This is a genomic window from Saccharothrix sp. NBAS 001 (genome assembly GCF_056640475.1).
This window is the reverse complement of the sequence record NZ_CM153251.1, coordinates 3,698,883-3,723,672: the sequence shown is the minus strand read 5'-3', so window position 1 is coordinate 3,723,672 and position 24,790 is coordinate 3,698,883. Positions and strand designations below refer to the sequence as shown.

General features: G+C 72.1%; 22 protein-coding genes and 1 pseudogene. 19 read left to right on the top strand and 4 right to left on the bottom strand.

Going from position 1 to position 24,790, the window contains the following annotated elements:
- The first annotated feature begins 58 nt into the window (after nucleotides 1-58).
- The gene (locus AC0HI0_RS15680; protein WP_480933088.1) at nucleotides 59-547 is read left to right on the top strand and encodes an SRPBCC domain-containing protein; all 489 of its coding nucleotides are present in this window, start codon (nucleotides 59-61) and stop codon (nucleotides 545-547) included.
- 335 nt (nucleotides 548-882) lie between these two features.
- Here the strand turns inward: AC0HI0_RS15680 and AC0HI0_RS15675 are convergent, their stop codons facing one another.
- Nucleotides 883-1,425, bottom strand: a complete 543-nt coding sequence (locus AC0HI0_RS15675; RefSeq protein ID WP_480933087.1) for an EF-hand domain-containing protein — start codon at nucleotides 1,423-1,425, stop codon at nucleotides 883-885.
- Between the two features lie 185 nt (nucleotides 1,426-1,610).
- Between AC0HI0_RS15675 and AC0HI0_RS15670 the strand changes: the two genes are divergently transcribed.
- Together AC0HI0_RS15670 and AC0HI0_RS15665 are read left to right on the top strand one after the other, a co-directional pair.
- Entirely contained in the window at nucleotides 1,611-2,954 is a 1,344-nt protein-coding gene (locus AC0HI0_RS15670; protein WP_480933086.1) for a cytochrome P450, read from the top strand.
- A gap of 46 nt (nucleotides 2,955-3,000) precedes the next feature.
- On the top strand, nucleotides 3,001-3,840 hold the full coding sequence (locus tag AC0HI0_RS15665) for an SAM-dependent methyltransferase (protein WP_480933085.1): 840 nt from the start codon (nucleotides 3,001-3,003) through the stop codon (nucleotides 3,838-3,840).
- On the opposite strand, the gene AC0HI0_RS15660 is transcribed toward AC0HI0_RS15665, so the two are convergent.
- On the bottom strand, nucleotides 3,801-3,959 hold the full coding sequence (locus tag AC0HI0_RS15660; RefSeq protein ID WP_480933084.1) for a hypothetical protein: 159 nt from the start codon (nucleotides 3,957-3,959) through the stop codon (nucleotides 3,801-3,803). The two genes, AC0HI0_RS15665 and AC0HI0_RS15660, sit on opposite strands and share 40 nt — an antisense overlap.
- A 103-nt stretch (nucleotides 3,960-4,062) precedes the next feature.
- Here AC0HI0_RS15660 and AC0HI0_RS15655 point away from each other — a divergent pair, with 103 nt between their 5' ends.
- The 15 genes and pseudogenes from AC0HI0_RS15655 (at nucleotide 4,063) to AC0HI0_RS15585 (ending at nucleotide 19,591) form a co-directional block, all read left to right on the top strand.
- Nucleotides 4,063-6,546 carry an ATP-dependent Clp protease ATP-binding subunit gene (locus AC0HI0_RS15655; protein WP_480933083.1) on the top strand — a complete coding sequence of 828 codons (2,484 nt, stop codon included), beginning with the start codon at nucleotides 4,063-4,065 and terminating at the stop codon, nucleotides 6,544-6,546.
- A gap of 98 nt (nucleotides 6,547-6,644) precedes the next feature.
- Nucleotides 6,645-7,301: a winged helix-turn-helix transcriptional regulator gene (locus AC0HI0_RS15650; protein WP_480933082.1), complete on the top strand. Its 657-nt coding sequence runs from the start codon at nucleotides 6,645-6,647 to the stop codon at nucleotides 7,299-7,301.
- Nucleotides 7,302-7,574: 273 nt separating this feature from the next.
- Nucleotides 7,575-8,777: a DUF6004 family protein gene (locus AC0HI0_RS15645; protein ID WP_480933081.1), complete on the top strand. Its 1,203-nt coding sequence runs from the start codon at nucleotides 7,575-7,577 to the stop codon at nucleotides 8,775-8,777.
- 131 nt (nucleotides 8,778-8,908) lie between these two features.
- On the top strand, nucleotides 8,909-9,808 hold the full coding sequence (locus AC0HI0_RS15640) for a class I SAM-dependent methyltransferase (RefSeq protein WP_480933080.1): 900 nt from the start codon (nucleotides 8,909-8,911) through the stop codon (nucleotides 9,806-9,808).
- The gene (locus tag AC0HI0_RS15635) at nucleotides 9,808-10,446 is read left to right on the top strand and encodes an NHL repeat-containing protein (RefSeq protein WP_480933079.1); all 639 of its coding nucleotides are present in this window, start codon (nucleotides 9,808-9,810) and stop codon (nucleotides 10,444-10,446) included. The genes AC0HI0_RS15640 and AC0HI0_RS15635 overlap by 1 nt, the downstream gene beginning before the upstream one ends.
- A 16-nt stretch (nucleotides 10,447-10,462) precedes the next feature.
- Entirely contained in the window at nucleotides 10,463-11,764 is a 1,302-nt protein-coding gene (locus tag AC0HI0_RS15630; protein ID WP_480933078.1) for an ABC1 kinase family protein, read from the top strand.
- Nucleotides 11,765-11,833: 69 nt separating this feature from the next.
- On the top strand, nucleotides 11,834-12,514 hold the full coding sequence (locus tag AC0HI0_RS15625) for a winged helix-turn-helix transcriptional regulator (protein WP_480933077.1): 681 nt from the start codon (nucleotides 11,834-11,836) through the stop codon (nucleotides 12,512-12,514).
- Nucleotides 12,515-12,695: 181 nt separating this feature from the next.
- Nucleotides 12,696-13,487: a crotonobetainyl-CoA--carnitine CoA-transferase gene (locus tag AC0HI0_RS15620; protein WP_480933076.1), complete on the top strand. Its 792-nt coding sequence runs from the start codon at nucleotides 12,696-12,698 to the stop codon at nucleotides 13,485-13,487.
- The gene (locus AC0HI0_RS15615) at nucleotides 13,484-14,758 is read left to right on the top strand and encodes an aminotransferase class V-fold PLP-dependent enzyme (protein ID WP_480933075.1); all 1,275 of its coding nucleotides are present in this window, start codon (nucleotides 13,484-13,486) and stop codon (nucleotides 14,756-14,758) included. The genes AC0HI0_RS15620 and AC0HI0_RS15615 overlap by 4 nt, the downstream gene beginning before the upstream one ends.
- A 43-nt stretch (nucleotides 14,759-14,801) precedes the next feature.
- The gene (locus tag AC0HI0_RS15610) at nucleotides 14,802-15,641 is read left to right on the top strand and encodes a class I SAM-dependent methyltransferase (RefSeq protein WP_480933074.1); all 840 of its coding nucleotides are present in this window, start codon (nucleotides 14,802-14,804) and stop codon (nucleotides 15,639-15,641) included.
- Between the two features lie 81 nt (nucleotides 15,642-15,722).
- Nucleotides 15,723-16,031, top strand: a pseudogene (locus AC0HI0_RS15605) (hypothetical protein); the annotation flags it as partial.
- Nucleotides 16,032-16,034: 3 nt separating this feature from the next.
- Nucleotides 16,035-16,292 (top strand): WD40 repeat domain-containing protein, encoded by a 258-nt coding sequence (locus AC0HI0_RS15600; protein ID WP_480933073.1) that lies wholly within the window; start codon nucleotides 16,035-16,037, stop codon nucleotides 16,290-16,292.
- A gap of 699 nt (nucleotides 16,293-16,991) precedes the next feature.
- A complete protein-coding gene (locus tag AC0HI0_RS15595) occupies nucleotides 16,992-17,789 on the top strand; it encodes a GHMP family kinase ATP-binding protein (RefSeq protein ID WP_480933072.1) in 798 nt (265 codons plus the stop codon).
- Nucleotides 17,789-18,826, top strand: coding sequence for a cysteine synthase family protein (locus AC0HI0_RS15590; protein ID WP_480933071.1), 1,038 nt, complete (start codon nucleotides 17,789-17,791; stop codon nucleotides 18,824-18,826). Before AC0HI0_RS15595 ends, AC0HI0_RS15590 begins: the two co-directional genes overlap by 1 nt.
- A 261-nt stretch (nucleotides 18,827-19,087) precedes the next feature.
- Entirely contained in the window at nucleotides 19,088-19,591 is a 504-nt protein-coding gene (locus AC0HI0_RS15585) for an alanyl-tRNA editing protein (protein ID WP_480933070.1), read from the top strand.
- A 26-nt stretch (nucleotides 19,592-19,617) separates the two neighbouring features.
- Here the strand turns inward: AC0HI0_RS15585 and AC0HI0_RS15580 are convergent, their stop codons facing one another.
- Nucleotides 19,618-20,478, bottom strand: coding sequence for a formyltransferase family protein (locus AC0HI0_RS15580; protein WP_480933069.1), 861 nt, complete (start codon nucleotides 20,476-20,478; stop codon nucleotides 19,618-19,620).
- A 264-nt stretch (nucleotides 20,479-20,742) separates the two neighbouring features.
- On the opposite strand from AC0HI0_RS15580, the gene AC0HI0_RS15575 reads away from it, so the two are divergent.
- Entirely contained in the window at nucleotides 20,743-22,284 is a 1,542-nt protein-coding gene (locus AC0HI0_RS15575; RefSeq protein WP_480933068.1) for a peptide ligase PGM1-related protein, read from the top strand.
- 362 nt (nucleotides 22,285-22,646) lie between these two features.
- Here the strand turns inward: AC0HI0_RS15575 and AC0HI0_RS15570 are convergent, their stop codons facing one another.
- On the bottom strand, nucleotides 22,647-24,719 hold the full coding sequence (locus AC0HI0_RS15570) for a hypothetical protein (RefSeq protein ID WP_480933067.1): 2,073 nt from the start codon (nucleotides 24,717-24,719) through the stop codon (nucleotides 22,647-22,649).
- Between the last annotated feature and the right edge of the window lie 71 nt (nucleotides 24,720-24,790).

Below are 24,790 nucleotides of genomic sequence, written 5' to 3'. Positions count from 1 at the left end.
GCTGTCCACCTGCGGTAGCCTCCAGGCGGATCGCGGACAACGCAGGAGGAGAAGCCCCGTGGGCAGTTCCCGTCTCGAAAATCCCCCGGTCGTGGCCACGGCGATGCTGATCCGCAAACCCGTCGCCGAGGTGTTCCGCGCATTCACCGACCCCGCCGTCACGACGAGGTTCTGGTTCACCGAGAGCACCGGGCCGGTGGCCGCCGGCGCGGAGCTGCGCTGGACGTGGGGGATGTACGGCGTCTCCGCGCAGGTCCGGGTGAAGGAGTTCGAGCAGGACCGCCGGTTCGTGGCCGAGTGGCGCAACGGGCCGCTGCCCACGACGTTCGAGCTGCGGTTCACGGCCAGGTCGGCGGGCACGACCCTGGTCGAGCTGGAGGAGACCGGGTTCGGCGGGGACGACGCCGACGAGGTCGTGGCCTGGGCGATCGGCTCGATGGGCGGGTTCACCGAGGCCATCGCCGCCGCCAAGGCGCTGCTGGAGCACGACGTCGTGCTGACCCTGGTCGCGGACCGGCACCCCGACGGCGTCCCGGGAGCGGAGTAGCGCAATTCCGCCGGGTCGCCTTTTCGGGTGCCGTGCGGCGGAAGCGCTGATCGGGCGACCAGGTCGCCCTCGGGTGGAATTCGGATGCGCGCTCCGCCGTCGGACGTGATTGCCGCCGTCGCCGTCGGACGTGATTGCCGCCGTCGGACGTGATTGCCGGAAATGCGCGGTCGGAATCCGGGTGCGGAAATCGGCGGCCGCGGTCGGGCCGCCGAAATCGGGTGTGGTGCTCCGGGTGACCGGGCGCGGACGCCCGGTCGCCTCTCACGTCGAACGGTTGACTTACTGGTAGCCCACCTGGTGCGGAGCCGGTGAGCGGGTGGGTGGTGCGGTGCTCACACGTCGCCCGCGAGGGAGTTGCCGGGCTCCTCGGGGTCGTCGCTGAGGTAGAAGGCCCTGGCCGCCACGACGTACTCCTCCGTCGTGACGTACCCGTCGTCGTCGGTGTCGAGCAGGTCGAACGTCCGGTGGGCCTCCTCCTCGGACATGCCGCCCCGCACCTGCGCGGCCATCATCTCCTCCTCGGTGAGGCGGCCGTCCTCGTCCTTGTCCGCCGCGGTGAACACCGCGATGCTGAACGGGATCGCGGACACCTCGACGAACTCGGCGAACCCGGGGGCGTCCGCCCAGGCCACCCAGTCTTCGAGGCTGACCTGATCGACCCCCTCGTCGTTCGGCTTGCTCGGCATCGCCCGGAACAGCCGGTGCGCGTGGCGGTGCACGTTGCGCCAGTGCTCCGAGTGCGGTGCCAGGTCGTAGGTCTCGCACCAGACCTGGGCCAGGGCGGTGATGTCCAGCTCGTCGATCACGCCGTCGTGGTCCGCGTCGAACGAACCGTGCACCCTCGCCAGTTTCCGCCGCCTCAGCTCGTCGACCATCGGACCGCCTCCCGAGTAGTTGTCCGAAGTGGACACGTGCGCCCTGCCCGGACGCGGGGGCGGGCAGCCAGTGCCCGATACTTACTTGAACAAGTTATAGCAGAATACCGGCACAGGCGATACTCTCCCGAGATTGGCCCCCGCCGGTGTGGCGGTGCGGCGCCGTCCTGTCCCGAGGGGGAACGATGACCAGCACCCTCCGGGTCGCCGGGACCGCACCCGGTGGCCTGCCGCTGCTCGGGCACGCCCTGCGGATGAAGCGGGACCCCGGCGACTTCTTCCTGTCGCTGCAGTCCGGCGAGCCGATCACCCTGATCCGGCTCGGCCGCACCCCCATGTACGTGGTCAACGACCACCGGCTGATGCGCGAGGTCATGCGCCGGCCCGAGGTGTTCGGCCGGGGTGGTCCGATCGCCGAGCGGTTCCGGCAGCTGTTCGGCAACGGCCTGGGCATCTCCGACGGGGAGTTCCACCGCAGGCAGCGCGCCCTCGTCCAGCCGGCCTTCCACCGCGACCGGATCGCCCACTACGCGTCGTCGGTGAGCGCGGGGGTGGCGGCGCGCACGCGGTCGTGGCACGACGGCCGGCAACTCGCCGTGGAGTGGGAGATGGACCAGCTCGCCCTGGCCAACATCACCGGGGTGATCTTCGCCGAGGGCGCCGCACTGGACCGGGCGCGCTTCACCGCGGCCACCGCGGTCGTCCTCGGCGGCCTGTTCCGGCGGGTGACCGACGCGACCGGACTGCTCACCGGGCTGCCGACGCCCGCGAACCGCCGGTACCGGCGGTCCGCCGCGTACCTGCGGCACGCCATCGCCGAGGTGGTCGCCGCCTACCGCGCCGGCGGCGTCGACCACGGTGACCTGTTGTCCACCCTGGTGCTCGCCCGCGACGAGCACGGCGAGCCCGCCATGAGCGACCGGCAGCTGCACGACGAGGTGATGACGTTCTTCATCGCCGGCAGCACGACCATCGGCAACACGCTCGCCTGGACGTTCCACGAACTCGCCATCCGGCCCGAGCTGGAACGGCGGCTGCACGAGGAGGTGGACGGGGTGCTCGCGGGCGCGCCCGCCGGGTACGCGGACCTGCCCCGGCTGCCCTACACCCGCCAGGTGCTCACCGAGACCCTGCGGTACCGGACCCAGGGCTACTTCCAGAGCCGGATGACCACGGCGGAGGTCGAACTCGGCGGCTACCGCATCCCGGCGGGCGCGCCGGTGCTCTACAGCTTCCACGCGCTCAACCACAACCCCGCCATCCACGCCGACCCCGGGCGGTACGACCCCGACCGCTGGTCGCCCGAGCGCTCCGACGCGGTGCCGCGCGGCGCGTTCACGCCGTTCGGCACGGGCGTGCACGGCTGCGTGGGGGAGCGGTTCTCGTGGGTCGAGATGATCCTCTGCCTGGCGACCGTCGCCGCGCGCTGGCGGCTGGTGCCCGTGCCCGGCAGCACGCCGCGGCCCAAGCCGGCGGTCACCATGCCGGTGGACTCGCTGCCGATGACCGCGCACCGCCGGGACGTCTGAGCCCTCGCCCGTCGACCGGTTTCCGCTACCGCACAGGAGGTTCCGCATGGTCGCCCCGTACACGCCGACCAAGGAAGAGGTCGTCGAGTTCTACCAGAACGCGATCCCGTTGATCACCCGCCTGGTCGGGGTCAACGTCCACCTGGGCTACTGGGACTCGCCGGAGGACCCGAGCAGCGTGCAAGAGGCCACCGACCGGCTGACCGACCTGATGGTCGAACGGCTGGGCGTGGGGCCGGGCAGTCGCGTCCTCGACCTGGGGTGCGGGCTCGGCATGCCTGCGGTCCGGCTCGTCCGGGCCACCGGCGCCACCGTGGTCGGGGTGGCGACCAGCCCGGCCCTGGTGGACGCGGCACGTCGCCGGGCGCACGACGAGGGCGTCGCCGACCTGGCGGCCTTCGAGGTGGCCGACGCGCTGGAGCTGCCGTTCCCGGACGACTCGTTCGACGCGGTGCTCGCCATCGAGTCGATCGTGCACATGCCCGACCTGCCCCGGGTGTTCGGGCAGCTGGGACGCGTGCTGCGGGCCGGCGGGCGCTTCGTGCTGACCGACTTCTTCGCGAAGCGGCCCCTGGCGGGCCGCCGGCTGGCGGCCGTGGAGGCGTACCGCAGGCTGGCCCTCAACAGCGAGCTGCTCCTGGTCGAGGACTACCCGCCGCTGCTGCGCACGGCCGGGTTCCACGTCACCGAGTACCTCGACATCACCCGTGCGACCGACCGCCACCACCGCGAGATGGTGCTCGCCGTGCAGCGGCAGCGCGCCGACCTGGAACCGATCTACGGGGCCGGGATGCTGGACGCGTTCGTCGCGGTGTTCGAGGAGTGCCTGGCGGTCGGGGAGCCCGGCTACCTGCTGCTGTCCGCCGAGCGGGTGGCCGGGGGCTGAGGGGGCTCCGGCTCCGGCCGGAGGTCCGCCGGGTCGGGTTCGCGCGCGATCGAGTGCACCGCCGACCCCACCGAGGCCAGGTGCGCGAGGTAGGACGCTTCGTCGTGGACCTGTGCCATCGGTGCCTCCAGGTGCGCCCGACTCGGGTCGAGACTCAACCCGTCACTGGGATAACTATACGATACAGTAGTAAACGGGGGTCTGTCTCTGGAGGGAGTGCGAATGTTCGAGAGGTTCACCGACCGCGCGAGGCGGGTGGTTGTCCTGGCCCAGGAAGAGGCCCGGATGCTCAACCACAACTACATCGGCACCGAACACATCCTCTTGGGGTTGATCCATGAGGGTGAGGGTGTCGCCGCGAAGGCGTTGGAGTCGTTGGGGATCGCGCTGGAGGGCGTCCGCCAGCAGGTCGAGGAGATCATCGGTCAGGGTCAGCAGGCCCCGTCGGGTCACATCCCCTTCACGCCGCGCGCCAAGAAGGTGCTTGAGCTGTCGTTGCGGGAGGCGCTTCAGCTCGGTCACAACTACATCGGCACGGAGCACATCCTGTTGGGCCTGATCCGTGAGGGCGAGGGTGTGGCGGCGCAGGTCCTGGTGAAGCTGGGCGCGGATCTGAACCGTGTCCGCCAGCAGGTGCTGCAGTTGTTGTCGGGGTATTCGACGAGCAAGGAGACGGCGGAGTCGGGTGGTCGTGGTGAGGGCACGCCGTCGTCGTCGTTGGTGTTGGATCAGTTCGGGCGCAATCTGACCGCGAGTGCGCGGGAGGGGAAGCTGGACCCGGTGATCGGGCGCACCAAGGAGATCGAGCGGGTGATGCAGGTGCTGTCGCGGCGCACCAAGAACAACCCGGTGTTGATCGGCGAGCCGGGTGTGGGCAAGACGGCGGTGGTCGAGGGTCTGGCGCAGATGGTGGTCAAGGGCGAGGTGCCCGAGACGTTGAAGGACAAGCAGCTGTACACGTTGGACCTGGGTTCGTTGGTGGCGGGGTCGCGGTACCGGGGTGATTTCGAGGAGCGTCTGAAGAAGGTGCTCAAGGAGATCCGGACGCGTGGGGACATCATCCTGTTCATCGACGAGATCCACACGTTGGTGGGGGCGGGTGCGGCGGAGGGTGCGATCGACGCGGCGTCGATCCTGAAGCCGATGTTGGCGCGGGGCGAGTTGCAGACGATCGGCGCGACGACGTTGGACGAGTACCGCAAGTACGTGGAGAAGGATCCGGCGTTGGAGCGGCGGTTCCAGCCGATCCAGGTCGGTGAGCCGTCGTTGGAGCACACGATCGAGATCCTGAAGGGTCTGCGGGACCGGTACGAGGCGCATCACCGGGTGTCGATCACGGATTCGGCGTTGGTGGCGGCGGCGACGTTGGCGGACCGGTACATCAACGACCGGTTCCTGCCGGACAAGGCGATCGACCTGATCGACGAGGCGGGGGCGCGGATGCGGATCCGTCGGATGACCGCGCCGCCGGATCTGCGGGAGTTCGACGAGAAGATCGCGGACGTGCGTCGGGAGAAGGAGTCGGCGATCGACGCGCAGGACTTCGAGCGGGCGGCGAAGCTGCGTGATTCGGAGAAGCAGTTGTTGGGTCGCAAGGCGGAGCGGGAGAAGCAGTGGAAGGACGGCGACCTGGACGTGGTCGCCGAGGTGGACGACGAGCAGATCGCCGAGGTGTTGGCGAACTGGACGGGGATCCCGGTGTTCAAGCTCACCGAGGAGGAGACGACGCGTCTGCTCCGGATGGAGGACGAGCTGCACAAGCGGATCATCGGCCAGGTGGACGCGGTGAAGGCGGTGTCGCAGGCGATCCGTCGGACGCGGGCGGGGTTGAAGGATCCGAAGCGGCCGTCGGGGTCGTTCATCTTCGCGGGGCCGTCGGGTGTGGGCAAGACGGAGTTGTCGAAGGCGTTGGCGCAGTTCCTGTTCGGTGAGGACGACGCGCTGATCCAGATCGACATGGGCGAGTTCCACGACCGGTACACGGCGTCGCGGTTGTTCGGTGCGCCTCCGGGGTATGTGGGGTACGAGGAGGGCGGGCAGCTCACGGAGAAGGTGCGGCGCAAGCCGTTCTCGGTGGTGTTGTTCGACGAGATCGAGAAGGCGCACCAGGAGGTCTACAACACGCTGTTGCAGGTGTTGGAGGACGGCCGGTTGACCGATGGTCAGGGTCGGACGGTGGACTTCAAGAACACGGTGATCATTTTCACGTCGAACCTGGGTACGTCGGACATCTCGAAGGCCGTGGGGTTGGGGTTCACGTCGGGGCAGGACACGGCGTCGAACTACGAGCGGATGAAGAACAAGGTCAACGACGAGCTGAAGAAGCACTTCAGGCCGGAGTTCCTGAACCGGATCGACGACATCATCGTGTTCCACCAGTTGACGCAGGACGAGATCATCAGGATGGTGGATCTGATGATCGCGCGGGTCGAGGCGCAGCTGAAGAACAAGGACATGGCGATCGAGTTGACCGATCGGGCGAAGATGTTGTTGGCCAAGCGGGGGTTCGACCCGGTGCTGGGTGCGCGTCCGTTGCGTCGGACGATCCAGCGGGAGATCGAGGACCAGCTGTCGGAGAAGATCCTGTTCGGCGAGATCCAGCCGGGCCAGATCATCATCACCGACGTCGAGGGCGAGGACCCGGGGACGGAGGTGTTCACCTTCGCCGGCCGCTCGTCGGAAGTCCTCGTGCCCACCGCCGACTGAGGGCGGCGCCGCCCCGCCGGGCGGCGGACGGGGCGTTCCCCCGGCACGCCGATTGCTACGCTGGTCAGTACGTATCGGCCGGCGGAGGAGTGGGTGGCGTGGTGGTCGCGGGCAAGCGGGACTACGGGCAGTTCTGCGGGCTCGCGGCCGGCTTGAACGTCATCGGCGAGCGCTGGACCCTGCTCGTCGTGCGCGAGCTGCTGGTCAGCCCCGCCCGGTTCAGCGAGATGATCGACAACCTGCCGGGCATCGGGCCGAACCTGCTCGCCGAGCGGCTGCGGACGCTGGTCGAGCACGGGGTGATCGAGCAGCTCCCGGTGCCGGGCGACGGGCGCGGCAAGCTCTACCAGCTCACCGAGCGCGGCCGGGAGCTGCGCGGCCCGGTGCTGGCGCTGGCCCGCTGGGGCATGACGTTCCTCGGCGAGGACGACAGCGACGGTGCCGTGCGCGCGAAGTGGGCCTTCCTCGCGGTCCAGGCGATGGTGGAGCGGGACCTGGTGCCCGACGTCGACGAGGTCTACGAGTTCCGGGTCGGCGACCAGGCGTTCCTGATCGAGGTCAAGGCGGGGGAGGCGCGCTTCTCCCGGGGCAACGCCCAGGACCCGGACCTCGTGGTCACCAGCGGCCCGGAGACGTTCGTCCGCATCGGCGCACGGCTGCTCACGCCGTTCACCGCCATCGCGACCGGCAAGGTGACGATCGAGGGGCACCCCGACGCGATCCAGCGGTGCACGCGGATGCTCGGCCTGGCCTGACTCACCGATCGCGGTAGCGGAGCCACCCCACCCGACCGTGCCGCGCACGTCGGTCGTTCCGCCGTGCGGCGGATCCGGGACGCGCGGATGGCCTCATCCCACCGACTCCTGCGGCACCCGTGCGGGTGCCGGCGCACTTCGGCCACCTCCCCGTGTTGACAATACTTAAAAAAAATATAGCATTTTGGGTGCAGCTTGAGTGACCGCTCCGCCTGCCGATCACGGCGACGGGTTCCGGCGGTCCCAACGCGACAGACGCTGGAGGTGTCTGGATTGAGTTTCTCCAAGGAGAACTACGAGTCCCTGAACCTGGAGCCCAAGCCGATCCGCCCGCACATCCTCGCCGCGGCGACGGTGGTGTTCGGCGACGACTACTACGCGGGCCGGCGGGAGACGATCAACCTCTCCGGGTTCGTGCAGCTGAACAAGTGGCCCATGCCGGGCTTCGAGCACCGGGTGGACGAGAAGGGCTACGCCTCGTTCGAGACCGAGCTGATCAGCGCGCCCGAGGTCGGCATCAAGGGCTACAGCTACGAGCTGGACGACCGCCTCCAGGTGCTGTCCAACCCGTTCCTGCCCAACTCGGGCCACGTGAAGCAGATCGTGCCGGGCAAGAACTTCCCCGCGGAGTTCTACATCCGCCGCTTCGGCATCCTGGAGAGCAGCACGCTGCGCCTGGCGCACCGCAACGTCATCGACATCTACGGCATCGTGGACAACGTGCCGCCGTTCAAGAAGCCGCTCACCGGTCCGTACCTGGGCCGCCCGCGCGGCGACGGCCCGTTCGACGTCATGCCGGCGCCGAACGTCGCGCGCGGCACCACGCTGCCCGAGGCGTGGTACCCGGCCAACGACGAGAACGAGCCCGTCGGCATCACGCCGGAGGTCTTCTTCGCGCCGAGCGCGGGCCCCTGCATGTCGATGCTGGTCGACCCGTCGCTGATCATGCAGGTCACCCTGGAGGGCAGGCTGGAGCTGGAGGTCGGCGGCAAGACGGTCCGGGTCGACCTGGGCGGCGACTACCGCAAGGCCGCCGGCGCCGAGATCCTGCTGTTCGGCCCGGAGAAGCACCACGAGGGTCCGGGCGTGCTGGCGCAGCTGTCCCGCGTGGCGGTCAGCGGCCACTGCGCCGAGCTGGGCGGCCGGGTCATGCTGCGGGCGAGCTGGCCGCGCGTGTCGGGCGGCACCCTGGGCGACGGCACCGAGGACGGCCTGAGCCGCGTCACCTTCCCGAGCGACCTGCACATCGACACCAACTTCGAGCTGTGCACGCCGCAGGGCACGCTCTACGCCGACAACTCCGTGCACGTCGCGGGCAAGCTGCGCGACGTGGAGGCGACCGGCACCGAGCTGCGGATGGACGGCGTCGACTCGCCGCTGGTGTCGGTCGACAACGAGGTCAAGGCGCGGCTGACGGGCGTGCAGCTCGCCATGCGCGACGCGCACGTCGGCGAGACGGCGGCGGTCAACATCTGACCCGCCCCCCGTTCGCCCGGTTGCGGGCTCCGACAGTAGTGGTTTAAATTCGGATAGTGAGTTCGGTTGAGCGTCGTCCGCTCCGGCGGGCGACGCCCAAGCGTCCTGCCCGGCGACCGAGGGAGGCGCACGTGGATGCCCGGCTCCTCGTCATGCACCAGGTGATGCTCGCGGACCGACCACGCCTCGACGCCTACGACCGCGCGCTCGCGCAGGCCGTGCGACCCGGCGACGTCGTCGTGGACGTCGGCGCGGGCACGCTCGTGCTGTCCGTGCTCGCCCTCCGGCACGGCGCGGGGCACGTCTACGCCGTGGAGGCCGACCCGCAGATGGCGGCGCTGGCCGAGCGGATCGCCGCGGACAACGACCTCGGCGGCCGGCTCACCGTCGTGCAGGGGGACGCCCGCGTGGTCCGCCTGCCCCGCAAGGCCGACGTCGTGGTCGCCGAGCTGATGGGCAACCTCGGGCCGGAGGAGGAGATGGTCGAGGTCGTCTCCGCCGTGGTCCGGCGCAACCTCGCGCCCGGTGGCCGGGTCGTGCCGCGCCGGCTCACCACCCACCTCACCGCCGTCCAGTACGACGACGAGGGCTGGGGCGTGTGGCGCGACGACTACCTGGGCTACCGGCTCGGCGCGGTGCGCGACGCCGTGGCCCCCGGACCCCAGCTGCACTTCTTCCAGCGCGACCCCGTCCTGCTCAGCCCGCACGTCGTGGTCGCCACCAGCGAGGTCGGCGCGAGCCGCTCCGGCAGGCCGACCGGTTCGCGCGGTCTCGTCGTGCGCCGGGCGGGCGAGCTGCACGCGGTCATGGGCCACTTCAGCGCGGAACTGGCCGACGGCGTCACCCTGTCCAACTTCCCCTCCTACCCGGGCTGCAACTGGGCGGTGTGGATCTCGCCGGTCCGGCACACGCCCGTCCTGCCCGGCGACGAGGTGCGCGTCGAGTTGACCGCTCCACCGAGGTCCACCTCGGTCCGGGACGTCACCGGGTGGCGCCTGGACTGCGCCATCTCCCGGCGAAGGAGCGCCTGATGCCCATTTCGGTCGGCACCGTCCGCGACATCCCCGTCCGCGCGCTCAAGCTGTGCGGGCTCACCTGGTCCGGCGAGTTCCTGTGGTTCTCCGAGGCCGTGTCCAACCAGGTCATGGCCCTCGACCCGGCCAGCGGCGAGGTCGAGCGCCGCCTGCCGTGCCCGGAGGTCCGCACCGACCTCACCACGTTGTCCGGCAACCTCGTGCAGGTGGTCGGCGAGCGCCGCGCGCTGCGCGTCCTCGACCCGGTCACCGGGGAGTCCGTGGTCGAGATACCCAACCCGCGCCCCGGCAACGTGCTGTGCGGCCTGGAAGCGGCCCGCGACGGCCTCTGGCTGGGCTACGAGGACCTGCGGGTGCTCGAACTGCGCAACGTCGACAGCGGTGAGCTGATCGACGCCATCCCGGTGTCGCGCCCGCCGGCCGGCCTGACCGTCTCCGACCACTACCTCGCCTACGCCGACCACCGCGCCGGGACCATCAACCTGGTCGACATCGCCCAGCGGCGCGAGGTCGCCAGCTACGACGTCGCGGGCAACCCCACCGGGCTGACCTGGGACGGGAGTTGGATCTGGTACTGCGACTACACGACCTTCCAGCTGCGCGCGATCGAGGTCCCGGGCCTGAGCCGGGCCTGACCAGGCGGGAGCGACCATGGACCGGTCCGACGAGGGCGCGCCCACCCGCCTCGGCGCGGCGGCGCGCGCGGTGCGGGTGGGCGCGATCGTCCTGGCCGTGCTGGTGCCCGCGCTTGTGGTGGGCCTCGTGCGCGCCGCGGCGTCCGGCCGCGAGGCCGGGCTGCGGCACTTCTACCGCCGGGTGACCGCGTTGCTCATCCGGCTCGGGCCCACGTTCGTCAAGGCCGGTCAGGTGCTGGGCACGCGGCGCGACGTGCTGACGCCCGCGCTGTGCGCGGAGTTGGCCGTGCTGCAGGACGACGTGCCCCCGATGGGGCGGGCGCAGACCGACCGGGCGCTCGCCGAGGCGTTCGGCGACGAGCTGCCGGCGCTGTTCGCCGACATCGACCGCACGCCGGTGGCCAGTGGCAGCGTGGCGTGCGTGTACCGGGCCAGGCTCCGCTCCGGCCGCGAGGCGGCGCTCAAGCTCCGCCGCCCCGGCGTGGCCCGGGTGATGGCGCTCGACCTGGCGCTCATGCGGCGCGGCGCGGCCCTGGTGGCCCGGCTCCCGCTGTTCGCCGGGGTGCCGGTCACCGACGTGGTCGACCACGTGGCCGGGGCGGTGCTCGGCCAGCTCGACTTCGAACGCGAGGCCGACGCGCTGGTGCGGCTGCGGGCGAACCTGGCGGCCGTGCCCAGGGTGTGGGTGCCCCAGGTGTTCTGCGACGCCTCGCGGCCCCGGTGCATCGTCATGGAGTTCATCCCCGGCCTGGACACCGGCACCGCCGCCCGCTGCACCCCGGCGGCGCGCAAGCGGTTCGGCGTCTCCGGGCTCACCGCGATCTACCAGATGCTGTTCGTCGACGGCTTCGTGCACTGCGACATGCACCCCGGCAACCTGTACTTCACCACCGGGGGGCAGGTGGTGGTGCTCGACGCCGGGTTCAGCGTGCGGCTCTCGGACACGCTGCGCCGGCTGTTCGCCGAGTTCTTCATGAACATGGCGATCGGGCGCGGCGACCGGGCGGCCGAGATCGTGGTGGAGAGCGCGGCGGGGCTGCGGCCCGACGCCGACGTGCCGGGGTTCCTGGCGCGGATGGCCGACCTGGTCGAGCGCAGCCACGGCCAGTCGGCCAAGGAGTTCAGCCTGGTCGAGTTCGCCGCCGAGATGTTCGACCTCCAGCGCCGGCACGGCGTGCACGCCGCCCCGGAACTCATCTTCCCCCTGCTGTCGCTACTGGTCATCGAAGGGACCATTCGCGACCTCGACCCCGACGTCGACTTCCAGGAGGCGGCGAAGCCGGTGTTGGTGAAGGGCTTGTTCGGGAGCGGGGGCTGACGTGGGCCTGGTCGGGACGTCCACCCGTCCGCTATCGGTTAGGATAGTGGGTGTCGAAGGGGTGAAGCCATGGGCACCAAGCGGACCTACCAGCAGTACTGCGGCCTCGCGTCGGGCCTCGACGTCGTCGGTGAGCGTTGGACGCTGCTGATCATCCGCGAGCTGCTCATGGGGCCCGCGCGGTACAGCGACATCCTGGCGAACCTGCCCGGGCTGGGCACGAACCTGCTCGCCGAGCGCTTGAAGTTCCTCGTCGCGCGCGGCGTCGTGGGGCAGGTGGACCTGCGCGGCACCGGCTCGCAGCTGGCCTACGAACTCACCCCGGTCGGCGAGGAGCTGCGGCCGGTGGTGCTGGGCCTGGCCCGCTGGGGCCTGGAGTTCGTCGGCGACCTGGACGCGGAGGACGCCGTGCGCCCGCACTGGGGCTTCCTCGCCGTCGAGGCCATGCTGGACCAGGCGCGCGTGGCCGGCCTGGACGAGCGCTACGAGTTCCAAGTGGACGACCAGGTGTTCCACATCGACGTGTCCGACGGCCGCGCGCGTGCGGTGAAGGGCGCGGCGGACGGCCCGGTCATGCGGGCCAAGACCGACGCGGCCACGTTCGTGCAGATCGGCGCGCACCGCCTCACCCCGCTCATGGCGATGGTGACCGGCCGGCTCGTGCTGGAGGGCGAGATGGACGCGGTCGTCCGCTGCTGCGACCTGCTCGGCCTGGAGACCGGCACCCCCGTGCGCCCCGCCGGGGTCTGACGCCGCCGGACACCCCACCCTGGGCGGGTTTCGCGCGCCCTCAGCCGGGTTTCGGGGCGGCGTGCCGTTTCCCCGGCCTGCGCCGATCCCCGCGCCGTCGCGCTCCGGAGTCGGCGGCGAACCCTGTGCGGTTGTCGATCGTGCTACGGTTTACTTGAAAAACAGATGCCATCCTGAGGTGATGCAGGAGGGATCGTTGGCCCAGCAGCGCGACACCGCCCAGGACCTCGTCGCCGTGGCGCAGTCCTACGTCGACGGTCGTGCGGACCTGCCCGCCGTGTCGATGGCGGAGTTCGGGCGGTTGCCGCTGCGGCCGGTCGAGCGGTTCTGCCGCGAGGTGGCCGACCTGTTCGAGGCCGCCCCGATGTGCGCCTGGAACGCCGACCTGGAAGACCGCTACGCACTGCTGAAGCGGGAGAACCTCGCGCAGTACCGGGCGATCCGGGCCGCCGGGGTGCGGGTGCGCCCCTGGTCGGGCACCACCCAGCCCTACCGGGATTCACGGCACCTGGTGCGCCACGTGCGCGAGACCGGGGTCCTGCACGTGTACCTCACCTCCGCCGGGCACGGTCCCGGCCCGACGACCGGCTTCCACCCGCTGCGCACGCCCTCCGGCGTCGTGGAGGACGGCGTGGAGCTGACCCACAACGACGTCTTCCGCACGGTGCACGACGTGTTCGGCCACGTGATGCACGGCAACGCGTTCGGGCCGCGCGGCGAGTTCCGGGCGACCCGCTGCCACCTGGCGATGTACCCCGAACGCGTGCACCCGGTGCTGCTGGCCGAGCAGATCGGCCAGATCTGCTGGTTCTTCGACGGCCCGCACCTGCGCGTCGACGGCCGCGTGCCCGGACGCGGCGAACCCGGCCACGTGGACCCGGCGCGCCGGCCGTACGCGCCGCAGAAGGTCTTCGCGTTCCCCCGGCACCACGTCGACGCCTTCATCAGCCTGTCCGAGGAGGAGCCCCGATGACCTACGTCGCGGACCACGGTGTCACCGGCGCGGCGCTGCCCGCGTCGGTGCGCGCCGACTTCCCGATCCTGGCCACGCGCGGCGGCGCGTACCTGGACAACGCCGCCACCACGCACAAGCCGCAGGCTGTGCTGGATGCGATCGTGCGGTACTACACGACGGCCAACAGCAACGTGGGCCGTGGCTACCACGAGCTGGGCAGGCTCTCCACCGACGTGTACGAGGCGGCGCGGGCCGACGTCCAGACCGCGCTCAACGCCCGCCACCCCGACGAGGTCGTGTTCACCGGCGGCACCACGGACTCGGTGAACGCGGTGGTCGACGGCCTCGCGCGCCGCCTCGTCGGACCGGGCGACGCCGTGCTGGTGTCCGGCATGGAGCACAACAGCAACCTGCTGCCGTGGCGCAGGCTGACCGAGGAGGTCGGCGCCCGCCTCCTGGTCGCCCCGGTCGACGGTCGGGGCCGGGTCGACCGCGAGGCGTTCGCGGCGCTGCTCGGGCCGCGCGTGCGGCTGGTCGCCGTGTCGCACGTGTCCAACGTGCTGGGCACGGTCAACCCGGTCGCCGACCTCGTCGCCGAGGCCCACCGCCACGGTGCCCTGGCGCTGCTGGACGGCGCGCAGGCCGTGCCCCACCACCCGGTGGACGTCCGGGCGCTCGACGCGGACTTCTACTGCTTCTCGGCGCACAAGACCTACGGCCCGATGGGCACCGGCGTCCTGTACGGCAAGCGCGACCTGCTCGCCGAACTCCGCCCGGCGCGCGTCGGCGGCGGCACGGTGAAGGGGGTCAGCGCCACCGAGCCGGTGTCCTACGTGCCGGTGCCGAACCGGCTGGAGGCCGGCACGCCGAACGTCGCCGGCGCGGTCGGGCTGGTCGCCGGGCTGCACTACCTCGCCGGGCTCGGGTGGGACGCGGTGCGCGCGCACGACGAGGGCCTGGTGCGGCTGGCCGTGCGGCGGCTGGGGGAGCTGCCCGGCGTGCGGGTCGTCGGCGCGCCGGAGGAGACGCCCAGCGGCATCGTGTCGTTCGTCGTGGACGGCATCCACCCCTACGACGTGGGCGGGCACCTGGACCGGCACGGCGTGGCCGTCCGCGCCGGCGTGCACTGCGCCAGCACGTTCCTCGACGTGCTGGGCCTGGTCGGCACGGTGCGGCTGTCGTTCGGCGTCTACAACACCGCCGACGACGTGGACGCGGTCGTGCGCGCGCTGGAGACCGTGCGCCCCGGTTCCTGGACCACCGAACACCCCACCACCCGCTTCCTCTGAGACCGGCCCCGGGACCGGGTCCCGGGGCGGAGAGGTGCCACCCATGCCCATCACGACCGACGAATCGGACCGCGTCCGGCAGGAGCAGACCGCCGTCTGGGACGCCGTCAGCGCGGGCTGGGCGACGTGGAGCGACGACTTCGAGCGCGCGGCGTCGGCGACCTCCGCGCTGCTGGTCCGCCGGGGCGGGGTGCGCCCCGGCCACTCCGTGCTCGACTTCGGCACCGGGTTGGGCGAACCCGCGCTCACCGCGGCCGACCGGGTCGGACCGGCCGGGCACGTCCTGGGCGTCGACCTGTCGCCCGTGATGGTCGAGTCCGCCCGCGCGCGCGCCGCCGGTCGGGCCGGGGTGGAGTTCGCGATCGGCGACGTCGACGTGGCGCCCGGCGGCCACGACGTCGTGCTGAGCCGCTGGGCGCTGCCGCTCACCGCCGACCCCGTCGCGACGCTCCGGGCGCTGCGTTCCGCGCTCGTGCGGCACGGGGTGCTGGCCGCCGCCGTGTGGGGACCGCCCGCCTCGGTGCCGATGATCGCCCTGGGCTTCGCCACGCTGTCCCGCCACCTCGCCCTCGACCCGCCGCCGTCCGGCGGGCCCGGCCCGTTCGCCCTGGCCGACGCCGGCCTCCTGCGCGGCGCGGTGGAGGCCGCCGGGTTCCACGACGTCGAGGTGGAGGAGCACGTCGTGGACTTCCGCCTCGACTCGCCCGACGCCTTCGCCAGGTTCACCCTCGACGTGCTGCCGCCCCGACTGCGCGGCCGGTTCGGCGACGACGACCTGCCGGCCGTGCACCGGGTGCTGGCGGAGGCCGCCGCACGGCACGTCGTCCCGGATGGCCGGGTGGCGCTGCCCTCGGTGTGCCTGTGCGTACGCGCGGTCGCGTGAGACAGCCCGGCGGCGCGGACGTCAGGACCTCGGGACGTCAGGACGTTTCCGTGGCCGTGACGCGCTGTCGGGCCGGTCGCTCTGCCGGTCGCCGCGAGCTGCGGCCGGCTCCTGCGCGAGGGCGATCTGACGGCGGACGACGAGGTTTGTCGACCACTCCGGGGATCGGCGGGACGGCGTCGCGCTCAACGAAGTCCACTTCAGCCCCGACGGCGCGCTGATGGCGACGGGCAGCGACGACGGCAACGCCTACCTCTACGCCGTCGACGCACCGGGCCGGCCGACCGGCCCGCGGCCATCGGCGAACCGCTGCACGGCCCGGTAGCCGACGTCGACCGACTGGCGTTCCACCCGACCCGCGACGAACTCGCCGCGGGCAGCGCGGACGGCACGGTGTGGCTCCGGGACCTCGCCGACCCGGCCGGACCGGAACGCACCGCGTCGGTCACGGCCTCCGGCGCGGTGATGTCCGTCCAGTACGGCCCGGACGGCTCCGTCGTCGCGGCGGGGAGCCGGGACGGGAAGGTGCGGTTCTGGCGCACCGACCCCGAGGCCACGATCCGCTGGATCTGCGCCACCGCCGAGAACCGCGTCACCGAGGAGGAGTGGCGGCAACTCCTGCCGGGCACCGCGTACGCCCCGGCCTGTTGAGCGCCGCCGTCGCGGGCGGTTCGCGCGCGTCGAGCAGTCCACTGAGGACTCACCGGCGAGGTGTCGACGCGCACCTGTCGGGACCGTCGCGCATTTCCTGCGGAAAACCGTATCGACACCGGGATCCGCGCGGTTCCGCGATCTCGGCGGGGCCGCGGAGCCGTTGTCGATACGGCGGGTCTGTCGGCGGAGACGTCGGTACTTCGGTGAGATCGTCGCGGGCGGGATCGGCGCGTTTGCAATCACTCTTCGGTTTGTGGGCACGTCCCCTGGAAGGGGGATTGTCAATCGGTGGCCCCCCATGTTTTGGTTGTTCTGGACGCCTTCTCCGCTCAAGTCGCCGAATAATGCTCGCGTCCATCCGCTGCTGGTGTCGGACCTCTTGACGGGGGAATCGTGACGACTCCGCCCGGCCGCCGATCCGCGACCCTTTTCACGAACCTCCCGGCGCCCGCCCGGTCTGCGCGCCCGCCGGCGCGGTGCGGACCGGAGGCGGGCAGCAGGGGCGGGTGCCGCCCCGGTGGGTCACGCGCCAGGCCACCCCGCCCGATCACGCCCTAGGGGGAAGGTTTGCTGTCTTCAACGCATCGGCGTGCCGCCCGCCGACCGCCCGAGCGACAGCGCCGGGTGGGTATCGGCGCGGCGCACGCCCACCACGGTGAACTCCTGCAAGGCACCTTCCGCCACGGTGACGGCCTCGTGCGCGCCCTGGTGACGCTGCCCTACCCCGAGCTGGGCAGCCGGGTCGAGTTCCACCCCGGCACCGGTGCCGGGGTGGAGCTGCCCGGACCCGGCTACGAGAAGGTCGGCCGGGCGGTCGACCTGACGCTGCGCACGCTGTCGCCCGGACTCGCGGGTGGCCGGGTCGTGGTGGTCAGCGACGTCCCGCGCGGTCTGGGCATGGGGTCCTCGACCAGCGACGTCACCGCGGCCGTCCGGGCCGTCGCGGACAGCTGCGGCACCGTGCTCACCGAGGGCGAGGTGGCCCGGCTGGCGGCGCAGACCGAGGGCGCCTGCGACTCGATCATGATCGTGGACCGGGTCGTGCTGTTCGCGCACCGCAAGGGCGCGGTGGTGGAGTCCTTCGGGTCGGCGTTGCCGCGCATGGTCGTCGTCGGGTGCGACACCGACCCCGGCAACCCGGTCGACACCCTCGCCCACGAGCCCGCCCGGTACGACGAGAACGAGCTGGCCGTGTTCGGCGTCCTGCGCGGTGCCCTGCGGCGGGCGCTCGCGGTCGGCGACGTCGGGCTGCTGGGCCGGGTCGCGACGGCCAGCGCCCGCATCAACCAGCGCCACCTGCCCAACCGCGCCTTCGACCTGCTGCTCGACGTGGCGGCCGAGACCGGCGCGGCGGGTGTGCAGGTCGCGCACAGCGGGACCGTGGCGGGGCTGATCTTCGACCCCGCGCGGCCGGGCCTGGCCTCCCGGGTGGCCTCGGCGCAGGCGCGGGTGCGGGCGGCGGGGCTGCCGGTGACCGGCGTGCTGGACGCGTGATGGCCGCCGGCTTTCCCGATGCCACGGCCGCCTACCAGACCCCCAAGGTCGTCAGGCTCGCGGACAACCTCTACGGGCTGTGCTTCACGCTCATGAAGATGATCCCGGCGCGCTACATCCTGAACCGGGCGCAGGAGCAGGGGTTGCTGGAGCCGGAGACGGTGGTCGTGGAGACCACCTCGGGCACGTTCGGCCTGGCGCTGGCCATGCAGACCGCGCGGATCGGGCGGCGGCTGATCCTGGTCAGCGACCCGGCGGTGGACGAACGGCTGCTGCGCAGGCTCACCGACCTGGGCGCGGTGGTGGAGCGGGTGTCGGCCTCGACGCACGCGGGCGGCTACCAGTCCGCGCGGTTGCGGCGGGTCGCCGAGATCCGCCGCGAACTGCCCTCGACGTACTGCCCCGAGCAGTACAGCAACCCGGACAACCCGCGCTCCTACGCGCTGGTGGCCGAGGTGCTGGCGGAAACCCTCGGGCAGGTGGACTGCCTGGTGGGGCCGGTCGGCTCGGGCGGCTCGATGTGCGGCACGACCCGGCTGCTGCGCTCGGTGGTGCCCGAGTGCACCGCGATCGGCGTGGACTCCCACAACAGCGTCCTGTTCGGACAACCGGACGGCCCGAGGGTGCTGCGCGGCCTGGGCAACAGCCTGCTGCCGCCCAACCTCGACCACGCGGTGTTCGACAGCGTGCACTGGTGCACCGCCGCCGAGGCGTTCCGCGCCACCCGGGAACTGCACCGCGAGCACGCCTTGTTCATGGGCCCCACCAGCGGGGCCGCCTACCTGGCCGCCCGGTGGTACGCCCGGGAGCACCCGGACGCGCTGACCGCCGTGCTGCTGCCCGACGAGGGGTACCGGTACCTGGACACGGTCTACGACGACGCGTGGCTGGCGGGGGAGGGCCTGGCCGCGCGGGCGGTGCCGGACGCGCCCGTCCCGGTCGAGGACGCGACCACCCCGGGCACCCGCTGGTCGGCGATGGCCTGGGGCAGGCGCAGCCGCGAGGAGGTCTTGGCGGAAATGAGTGGTGCGCAGTAGGTGCAATACGATGTGCGCATGGGAGTAACGCACCACGGCCGCAGCTATCGCCTCGATTGGGCGGATTCCACGGTTCGGGAATGGGACTGCACTGTGCTGTGGTCCGACCCCGCCGATCCGGAAGCCGGAATCGTGCTCGACCGCTCGGCGTTCTACCCGGGTGGCGGCGGTCAACCGCCCGATCACGGCGTGTTGTTGTGGCAGGGCGTCTCCACTCGAATAGTCGGTACCCGAAAGGGTGAAGATTTCTTTCTGCTGCCGATGCCGGGCGACCCGGTCCCACCCGCGGGCACGGCGGTGCAGGGCGCGCTGGACGACGAGCGCCGCAGCCGCCTCATGCGCACCCACTCGGCCTTGCACGTGTTGTGCGGCACGGTGTTCCGCGACTTCGGGGCCAACGTCACCGGGGGCAACATGGAGCCCGGCGAAGCCCGGATGGACTTCAACCTCCCGTCCGTCGTCGAGGGCTTCAAGCAGGCCCTGGAGGACGCCGTGAACGCCGAGATCGAGCGCGACCGGCGGATCGACGTCCGCTTCGTCGAGCGGCAGGAGGTGCTCACCGACCCCGGCCTGATCCGCACCGCCAACGTCGCGCCGCCCGGCGACGACCCGGAACTGAGGGTGGTCGACATCGTCGGGCTCGACGTCCAGGCCGACGGCGGGACGCACGTGGCCTCGACCGCGCAGATCGGGCGGGTCACCGTGGTGAAGGTGGACAACAAAGGCAGGCAGAACCGCAGGGTGCGGATCAAGCTCGCGGACTGAGGGGCGCCGGTCCGGGCGGCCCGCGGCTAACGCCCGGCGCCGCCCGCCGCCGCCCGCATGGCGAGGTAGCCCTGCTCGGCGGCGGCGTGCCGGTCCTCGCGGAAGCCCGCCCGCACGAACTCCGCCGCGCCGTGCGACGAGGGCGCGGGCACGACCCCCGCCGGCTCGGCACCCGGCCGCCTGCCGAGATCCCGCGCCGCGTCGACCAGCAGGTCGAAGGTGAGCTTGAACGCGTGGGCCTTGCAGCTCCAGACGGAGTCGAACCCGAACGGGTCCCGGAGCTTCTCCACCCGCACGATCGGCCCGGTGTCCACGCCGGTGTCGATGTAGTGCACCGAGGCCCCTGCCGCTTCGCCGAACAGCACGGCGTCCTGGGCGGCGGCTATCTGCTCGATGGAGTAGATGCCTCGGGCGTGCGGCAGGACCGCCGAGTGTCCATTGAGGACTCGGGAGCCGGTGAGGTCGATCCACCAGGGCGCGAGGACCTTGTCCACGAAGATGAATACGTAAGGCCGCGCGGTCTCGCACTGGCGGGTGAGCCACTTCTGCGCGCCGGGCCCGTTCGGCGGCCCGATGAAGATCGTGTCCGGCGAGTGCGCCACGCTGCGCGCCGGGACGCCGAACTCGCCGATCATGGCGCGCTCGGTGGCGGTCAGGCCGGGGTAGAGGTCGAGCAGTTCCCGCCACCCGGCGGAGTCCAACTCCGTCTTCGCCCGGTGGCGGCGGTGGAAGTCCTCGCGGGCCGAGGTCAGCTCCGCCGGCAGCGGTTGCTCGCGCAGCACGATCCCGCCGAAGTCCGCGTCCCCGGAGAACGCCTCCAGCCAATCGCTCACCAGGTAGCTCGCGTGGAAGGTGTCCTCGGTCATCACGAAGAACGGGTGTCCCACAGATGTCCTCCAGTCCCGCGGATTCGCCCAGGAAGTCTCCTACCTGTGGTACCGATTTTCGGGCAGCGCGCGAGGCGACGTTCAACAGTAGTAGCCCAATAGATCAATCAGTCACCCGTTCGGGTGGTCGGTGATCTTGGGTCGGACGCGAGCTTGCCCGCTCGCGGGAGATTCCGGCACCATCGACCAATCCGGACTCGGCACCGGTGTCCGCCTCATGTGAGCCTTTCCCGGGCGCGCCGGAGCGAGGAGAATCCACCGAGCATGTTCGACGACGACGTCCTCGACCGCATCGACCGGTTCGACCGCTACCTGGCCGGCCGGCCGGAACTCGCGCTGCGGGTGTGCTGCCCCTCCCAGGAGTTCACCCGCGAGGAGATGTCGCACGGCGTCGGGCGCTGGCTGTCCGGGGCGCGCGGCCTCTGGGAGTCGCTGGCCGTCGCCCAGGACCCGAACCTCGCGCTGGTCATGCTCCAGGCACCGCCGGTGCCCGATCCGGTGGTGCGCCACCTGCTCGGCCTGCGTCCGGGCAGCGACCCGGCCATCGCGGACCGCCGTCAGCGGCACCTGCTGGTCGGGATCGACGACGACGCCGAAGTCCACCTGAGCGAGAAGCTGCTCGCCCGGCCGCACGTCCTGGCCCGGCTCCGCGAACTGGTCGCCGCTGCCCGCGCGCGCGGGCAGCGGGTGGACGACCTGTCCTGCTACCAGTCCAGCGCGCGGATGGACGCCGTCGCCGACGCCCTGGGGCTGGGGCTGGTCGAGACGCCGAGCGCGACCTTGGCGTGGGGGACCAAGGAGGGCAGCCGGCGGGCGTTCCGGTCGGCGGGCGTCGCCCACCCGCCGGGCACGTACCAGGTCGTCCGCGACCTCGCCGAGCTGGCCGCCCAGGCGGCCGGCCTGTTCCGGCGGCACGGCGCCCGGCACTGGCTGGTGAAGATCAACGAGGGTTTCGGCACGGGGCACGGGAACGCGGCCCTCACCGTCGACGCCGAGGACCCCGCCGCCGTCCTGGCCGAGCTGGAGAACCGGCTCGTGCCGATGGCCAAGAACATCTCCCGCGCGGACTTCCTGCACCACGTCACGGTCGAGGGCGCGATCCTGGAGCAGTTCGTGCGACCGCCGGGCGAAGGCCGGGTCCGCACGCCCAGCACGCTGTTCTTCGTCGACCGCTCGAAGGGGCGGGTCGACGTCCGCCTGCTGGGCACCCACGACCAGGTCATGGGCGGGGAACTCGACTTCACCGGCGGCCGCTTCCCCGCCGCCGCCGAGTACCGCTCGCCGATCATCGAGATGTCCAGGGCGGTGGTGGGGGAACTGGTGGAGGCCGGCGTCCGGGGCCACGTCGGCGTCGACTTCCTCGCGCTGGAGACCGCCCCCGGCGACTGGGACCTGCGCGCGCTGGAGATCAACCTGCGGCAGACCGGGACCACCCACCCCAACCGGACGGTCCGCGCCCTGGTGTCGGGCACCTGGCACCCCGACGGCACGCTCACCCACCTGGGATCGCCGGTCGCCTACGAGTCGACCGACGGGCTGATCGACCCCGCCTACCGGGCGATCCCGCCGGAGGCGCTGATCGCCCGGCTGGAGACCACGCCCGACCTCCGCTTCGACCCGCAACGCGCTCGCGGCGTCGTCCCGCACCTGTGGACGGCGTTGCGGCCCTTCGGCAAGATCGGCGCAACCTTCATCGGCGACTCCGAGGACGACTGCGCGGCCTTGCGCACCCGCTTCGTCGAAGTCCTGGCGGAGCTGGCGGAGTCGCACAGCGCCAACCTCACCGGTACCGGAATCCACTCGTAGGAAAGGAAGTACGGCCCGCTCGCAGGGAAACGGCCCCCGGCCTCGACCGCGCGGTCGCCCAGCTCGGTGGGCACGTGCGGCCGGTACTTCGCGCCCACCCCGTCCCGCGACAGGCCGGATCGTGCCTGTCGTAGCCCGGGTGGTCGGTGAACTCGCCTGCCTGGCCGATTCCGGCAGCCTCTTGGTCGACTGCCGGAGCACCCCGCCCTCGTCGGTGGGCTTCGACCCGGCCGGGCCTTGCCCGGTTCACCGACCGCGTGGCGAGCCGGACCGTCGGGACCGGGCTCGGGCTTCGGTTCCTCGTCGGCCGCTGGTGTCCACTGTGGACGGTGTGCGTCCTGCCGTCCGACGTCGGGCCGGGCCTACGTGGTGGCCGGGTGTTGTCGCCATTGGCGGAACCGCTGGTACATGGTGGCCGTCGTGGTCGTGAGCTGCTCGTAGGGGATCGGCAGCGCGTCGTGGACCTCCGGGTGGCGCCCGATCTCGGTCAGGATGGCGAGCAGGTGGCGGAACTCGGCGTCGAGGGTGTCGAGGTCGGTCGGCCGCCGGGTCTCGTGGGCGTGGTGCCACAGCCGGGCGACGAGGGTGGTCTGCGCGGCGAGGCCGCTGAGGTCGTTGTGGCCCAGGGCTTGTCGTTCGGCGTGGACGACGGCGCGGAACCCGTCGACCACGTCGGGGTGGGCGTGGGGCGTGGCGGCGGCGGTGATCCAGGCGAGGTCGAATCGGCAGGACTGGGTGAGCGGGTGGTGGTCGCCGAGGTGGGCGGCGCACCGCCGCACGAGGTCGGTGAACTCGGTGTGGCTGCGCCGGGTGTGGTCGGGGGTGGTGCGCGGGTTGCGGGTGAAGCGCAGCCAGGCGATGTCGCGGTGCAGGGTCAGGACGTCGGGGTGGTGGTCGCCGAGGTGGCGTCGGCGGGTGTCGAGCACGTGGGCGAACAGGGTGTGGGCGCGGGCGTGGGCCCCGGTGAGGTGGGCCAGCACGGCTATGGTGCGGGTGAGCTTGGTGGCGAGCAGCTCCCAGGTGTCGGGCAGGTCGTCGCGGCGGGCGATGTGGTCGACGATGTGTTCGCAGTGCGGGGCGAGCGCGGCCCAGTGCGACAGGTGGGCGGGGTCGGTGACGGTGAGGTGGGTGGTGGCCCCGTCGAGGACCGCGACGCACAGCGCGAGGTAGGGGTGCGGCGCGTCGTCCAGGTCGGGCTGGTGGCGGTTGGCCTCGCGGATCACCGGGTGCAGGAGCAGGCAGCGGGTGGAGGCGGTGGACGCGCGCGGGTCGTGGAACGTGGTCTCGTCCAGCAGCCCGAAGTCGTTGAGGGCGGCGACGGTGCGCACGACGTCGATGCCGGTGACCGCCGGGAACTTCGGCGAGCGGGCCAGGATGTCGGCGTTGACGACGGTGCTGGGCAGCGGTGCGGGGGCGAAGCCCGCGAGCCAGCGCAGCAGCGGGCGGGCGTGCGGCAGGCCCAGGTCGGTCAGCAGGTCGAGGGTGAGTTCCCAGGTCCGGGTGAGCAGGGTGCGGTCGTCCAGCCGGCCGCCGAGCCGGTGCAGGTGGTCGACGTGGGGGAACTGGGTGGCGAACACGTGGCGGTAGTGGTCGAAGTCCAGCGGCAGGTCGACGCCGGACACGGGCGGGCGGCGGGCGGCGGCGGCCAGGTAGCGGCCGGCGAGGTGTAAGGCCAGCGGCAGCCCGCCCAGGGTGCGGCCCAGCCGCAGGGCCTGGTCGCGGGTTCCGGCGTCGGGCGCGAGCGCGCACAGCATGTCGGCGGCGTGCCGGTCGGCCAGCGGGCCGAGGTGGTGCAGCCGGGTGTCGGGCGGCCAGGTGTCGGGCTGGCCGTCGCGGGTGGTGATCAGCACCGTCCCGGCGTGCCGGCGCAGGGCGGGCAGCCACGGCGTGACGGTGCGGGTGTCGTCGGCGTTGTCCAGGACCACGAGCGTGTGCAGGGGTGTGGCGGCGAGGGCGTCGGACAGGACGCCGATCGGCGAGCGGGTGCCCGACCAGGCGGCGATCACCTGGTCGACGGGTGCGCCCGCGTCGAGGGCGATCTCGCGGAAGCCCGCCGAGAGGGTCCGGTCGGTGGTGGCGTCGACCCACCACACGCGCACCTGGCCGTGGTCGGCCAGCCGTGCGGCCAGGGCGAGGGCGAGCGCGGTCTTGCCGCTGCCGCCGCAGCCGTGCAGGGCGATGGTGGTGCCGTCGTGGCGCAGGACCGTGTCGGTGAGGGTGTCCAGGAGGGGGTCGCGGCCGTGCAGCGGGCCGGGTGCCCGTTCGACGGGCGGCGCGGTGGACACCAGGCCGGTGGCGGGCAGGGCGGGCTCGCCGTGGACGGCGACGGGGCCGTTGACGGTGCCGATCTGGAGCAGCAGCGCCGTGTGGTCGCCGGTGGCCTGGTTGGCGGTGGAGGCGGCCGGTGGCGTGGCGTCGGGTGGTCGGTGGGCCATGGGAGGAGGTCTCCGGAGTCGTCGGGGGAGGTGGGGTGGCTGCCGCGACCGGCCGGTGGCGGCGGGTACCG

Coding starts and splice junctions, on each gene's coding strand:
- AC0HI0_RS15675 (WP_480933087.1), bottom strand. CDS start 1,425: ATGGTCGACGAGCTGAGGCGGCGGAAACTGGCGAGGGTGCACGGTTCG.
- AC0HI0_RS15670 (WP_480933086.1), top strand. CDS start 1,611: ATGACCAGCACCCTCCGGGTCGCCGGGACCGCACCCGGTGGCCTGCCG.
- AC0HI0_RS15665 (WP_480933085.1), top strand. CDS start 3,001: ATGGTCGCCCCGTACACGCCGACCAAGGAAGAGGTCGTCGAGTTCTAC.
- AC0HI0_RS15660 (WP_480933084.1), bottom strand. CDS start 3,959: ATGGCACAGGTCCACGACGAAGCGTCCTACCTCGCGCACCTGGCCTCG.
- AC0HI0_RS15655 (WP_480933083.1), top strand. CDS start 4,063: ATGTTCGAGAGGTTCACCGACCGCGCGAGGCGGGTGGTTGTCCTGGCC.
- AC0HI0_RS15635 (WP_480933079.1), top strand. CDS start 9,808: ATGCCCATTTCGGTCGGCACCGTCCGCGACATCCCCGTCCGCGCGCTC.
- AC0HI0_RS15630 (WP_480933078.1), top strand. CDS start 10,463: ATGGACCGGTCCGACGAGGGCGCGCCCACCCGCCTCGGCGCGGCGGCG.
- AC0HI0_RS15625 (WP_480933077.1), top strand. CDS start 11,834: ATGGGCACCAAGCGGACCTACCAGCAGTACTGCGGCCTCGCGTCGGGC.
- AC0HI0_RS15620 (WP_480933076.1), top strand. CDS start 12,696: ATGCAGGAGGGATCGTTGGCCCAGCAGCGCGACACCGCCCAGGACCTC.
- AC0HI0_RS15615 (WP_480933075.1), top strand. CDS start 13,484: ATGACCTACGTCGCGGACCACGGTGTCACCGGCGCGGCGCTGCCCGCG.
- AC0HI0_RS15610 (WP_480933074.1), top strand. CDS start 14,802: ATGCCCATCACGACCGACGAATCGGACCGCGTCCGGCAGGAGCAGACC.
- AC0HI0_RS15590 (WP_480933071.1), top strand. CDS start 17,789: ATGGCCGCCGGCTTTCCCGATGCCACGGCCGCCTACCAGACCCCCAAG.
- AC0HI0_RS15585 (WP_480933070.1), top strand. CDS start 19,088: ATGCCGGGCGACCCGGTCCCACCCGCGGGCACGGCGGTGCAGGGCGCG.
- AC0HI0_RS15575 (WP_480933068.1), top strand. CDS start 20,743: ATGTTCGACGACGACGTCCTCGACCGCATCGACCGGTTCGACCGCTAC.
- AC0HI0_RS15570 (WP_480933067.1), bottom strand. CDS start 24,719: ATGGCCCACCGACCACCCGACGCCACGCCACCGGCCGCCTCCACCGCC.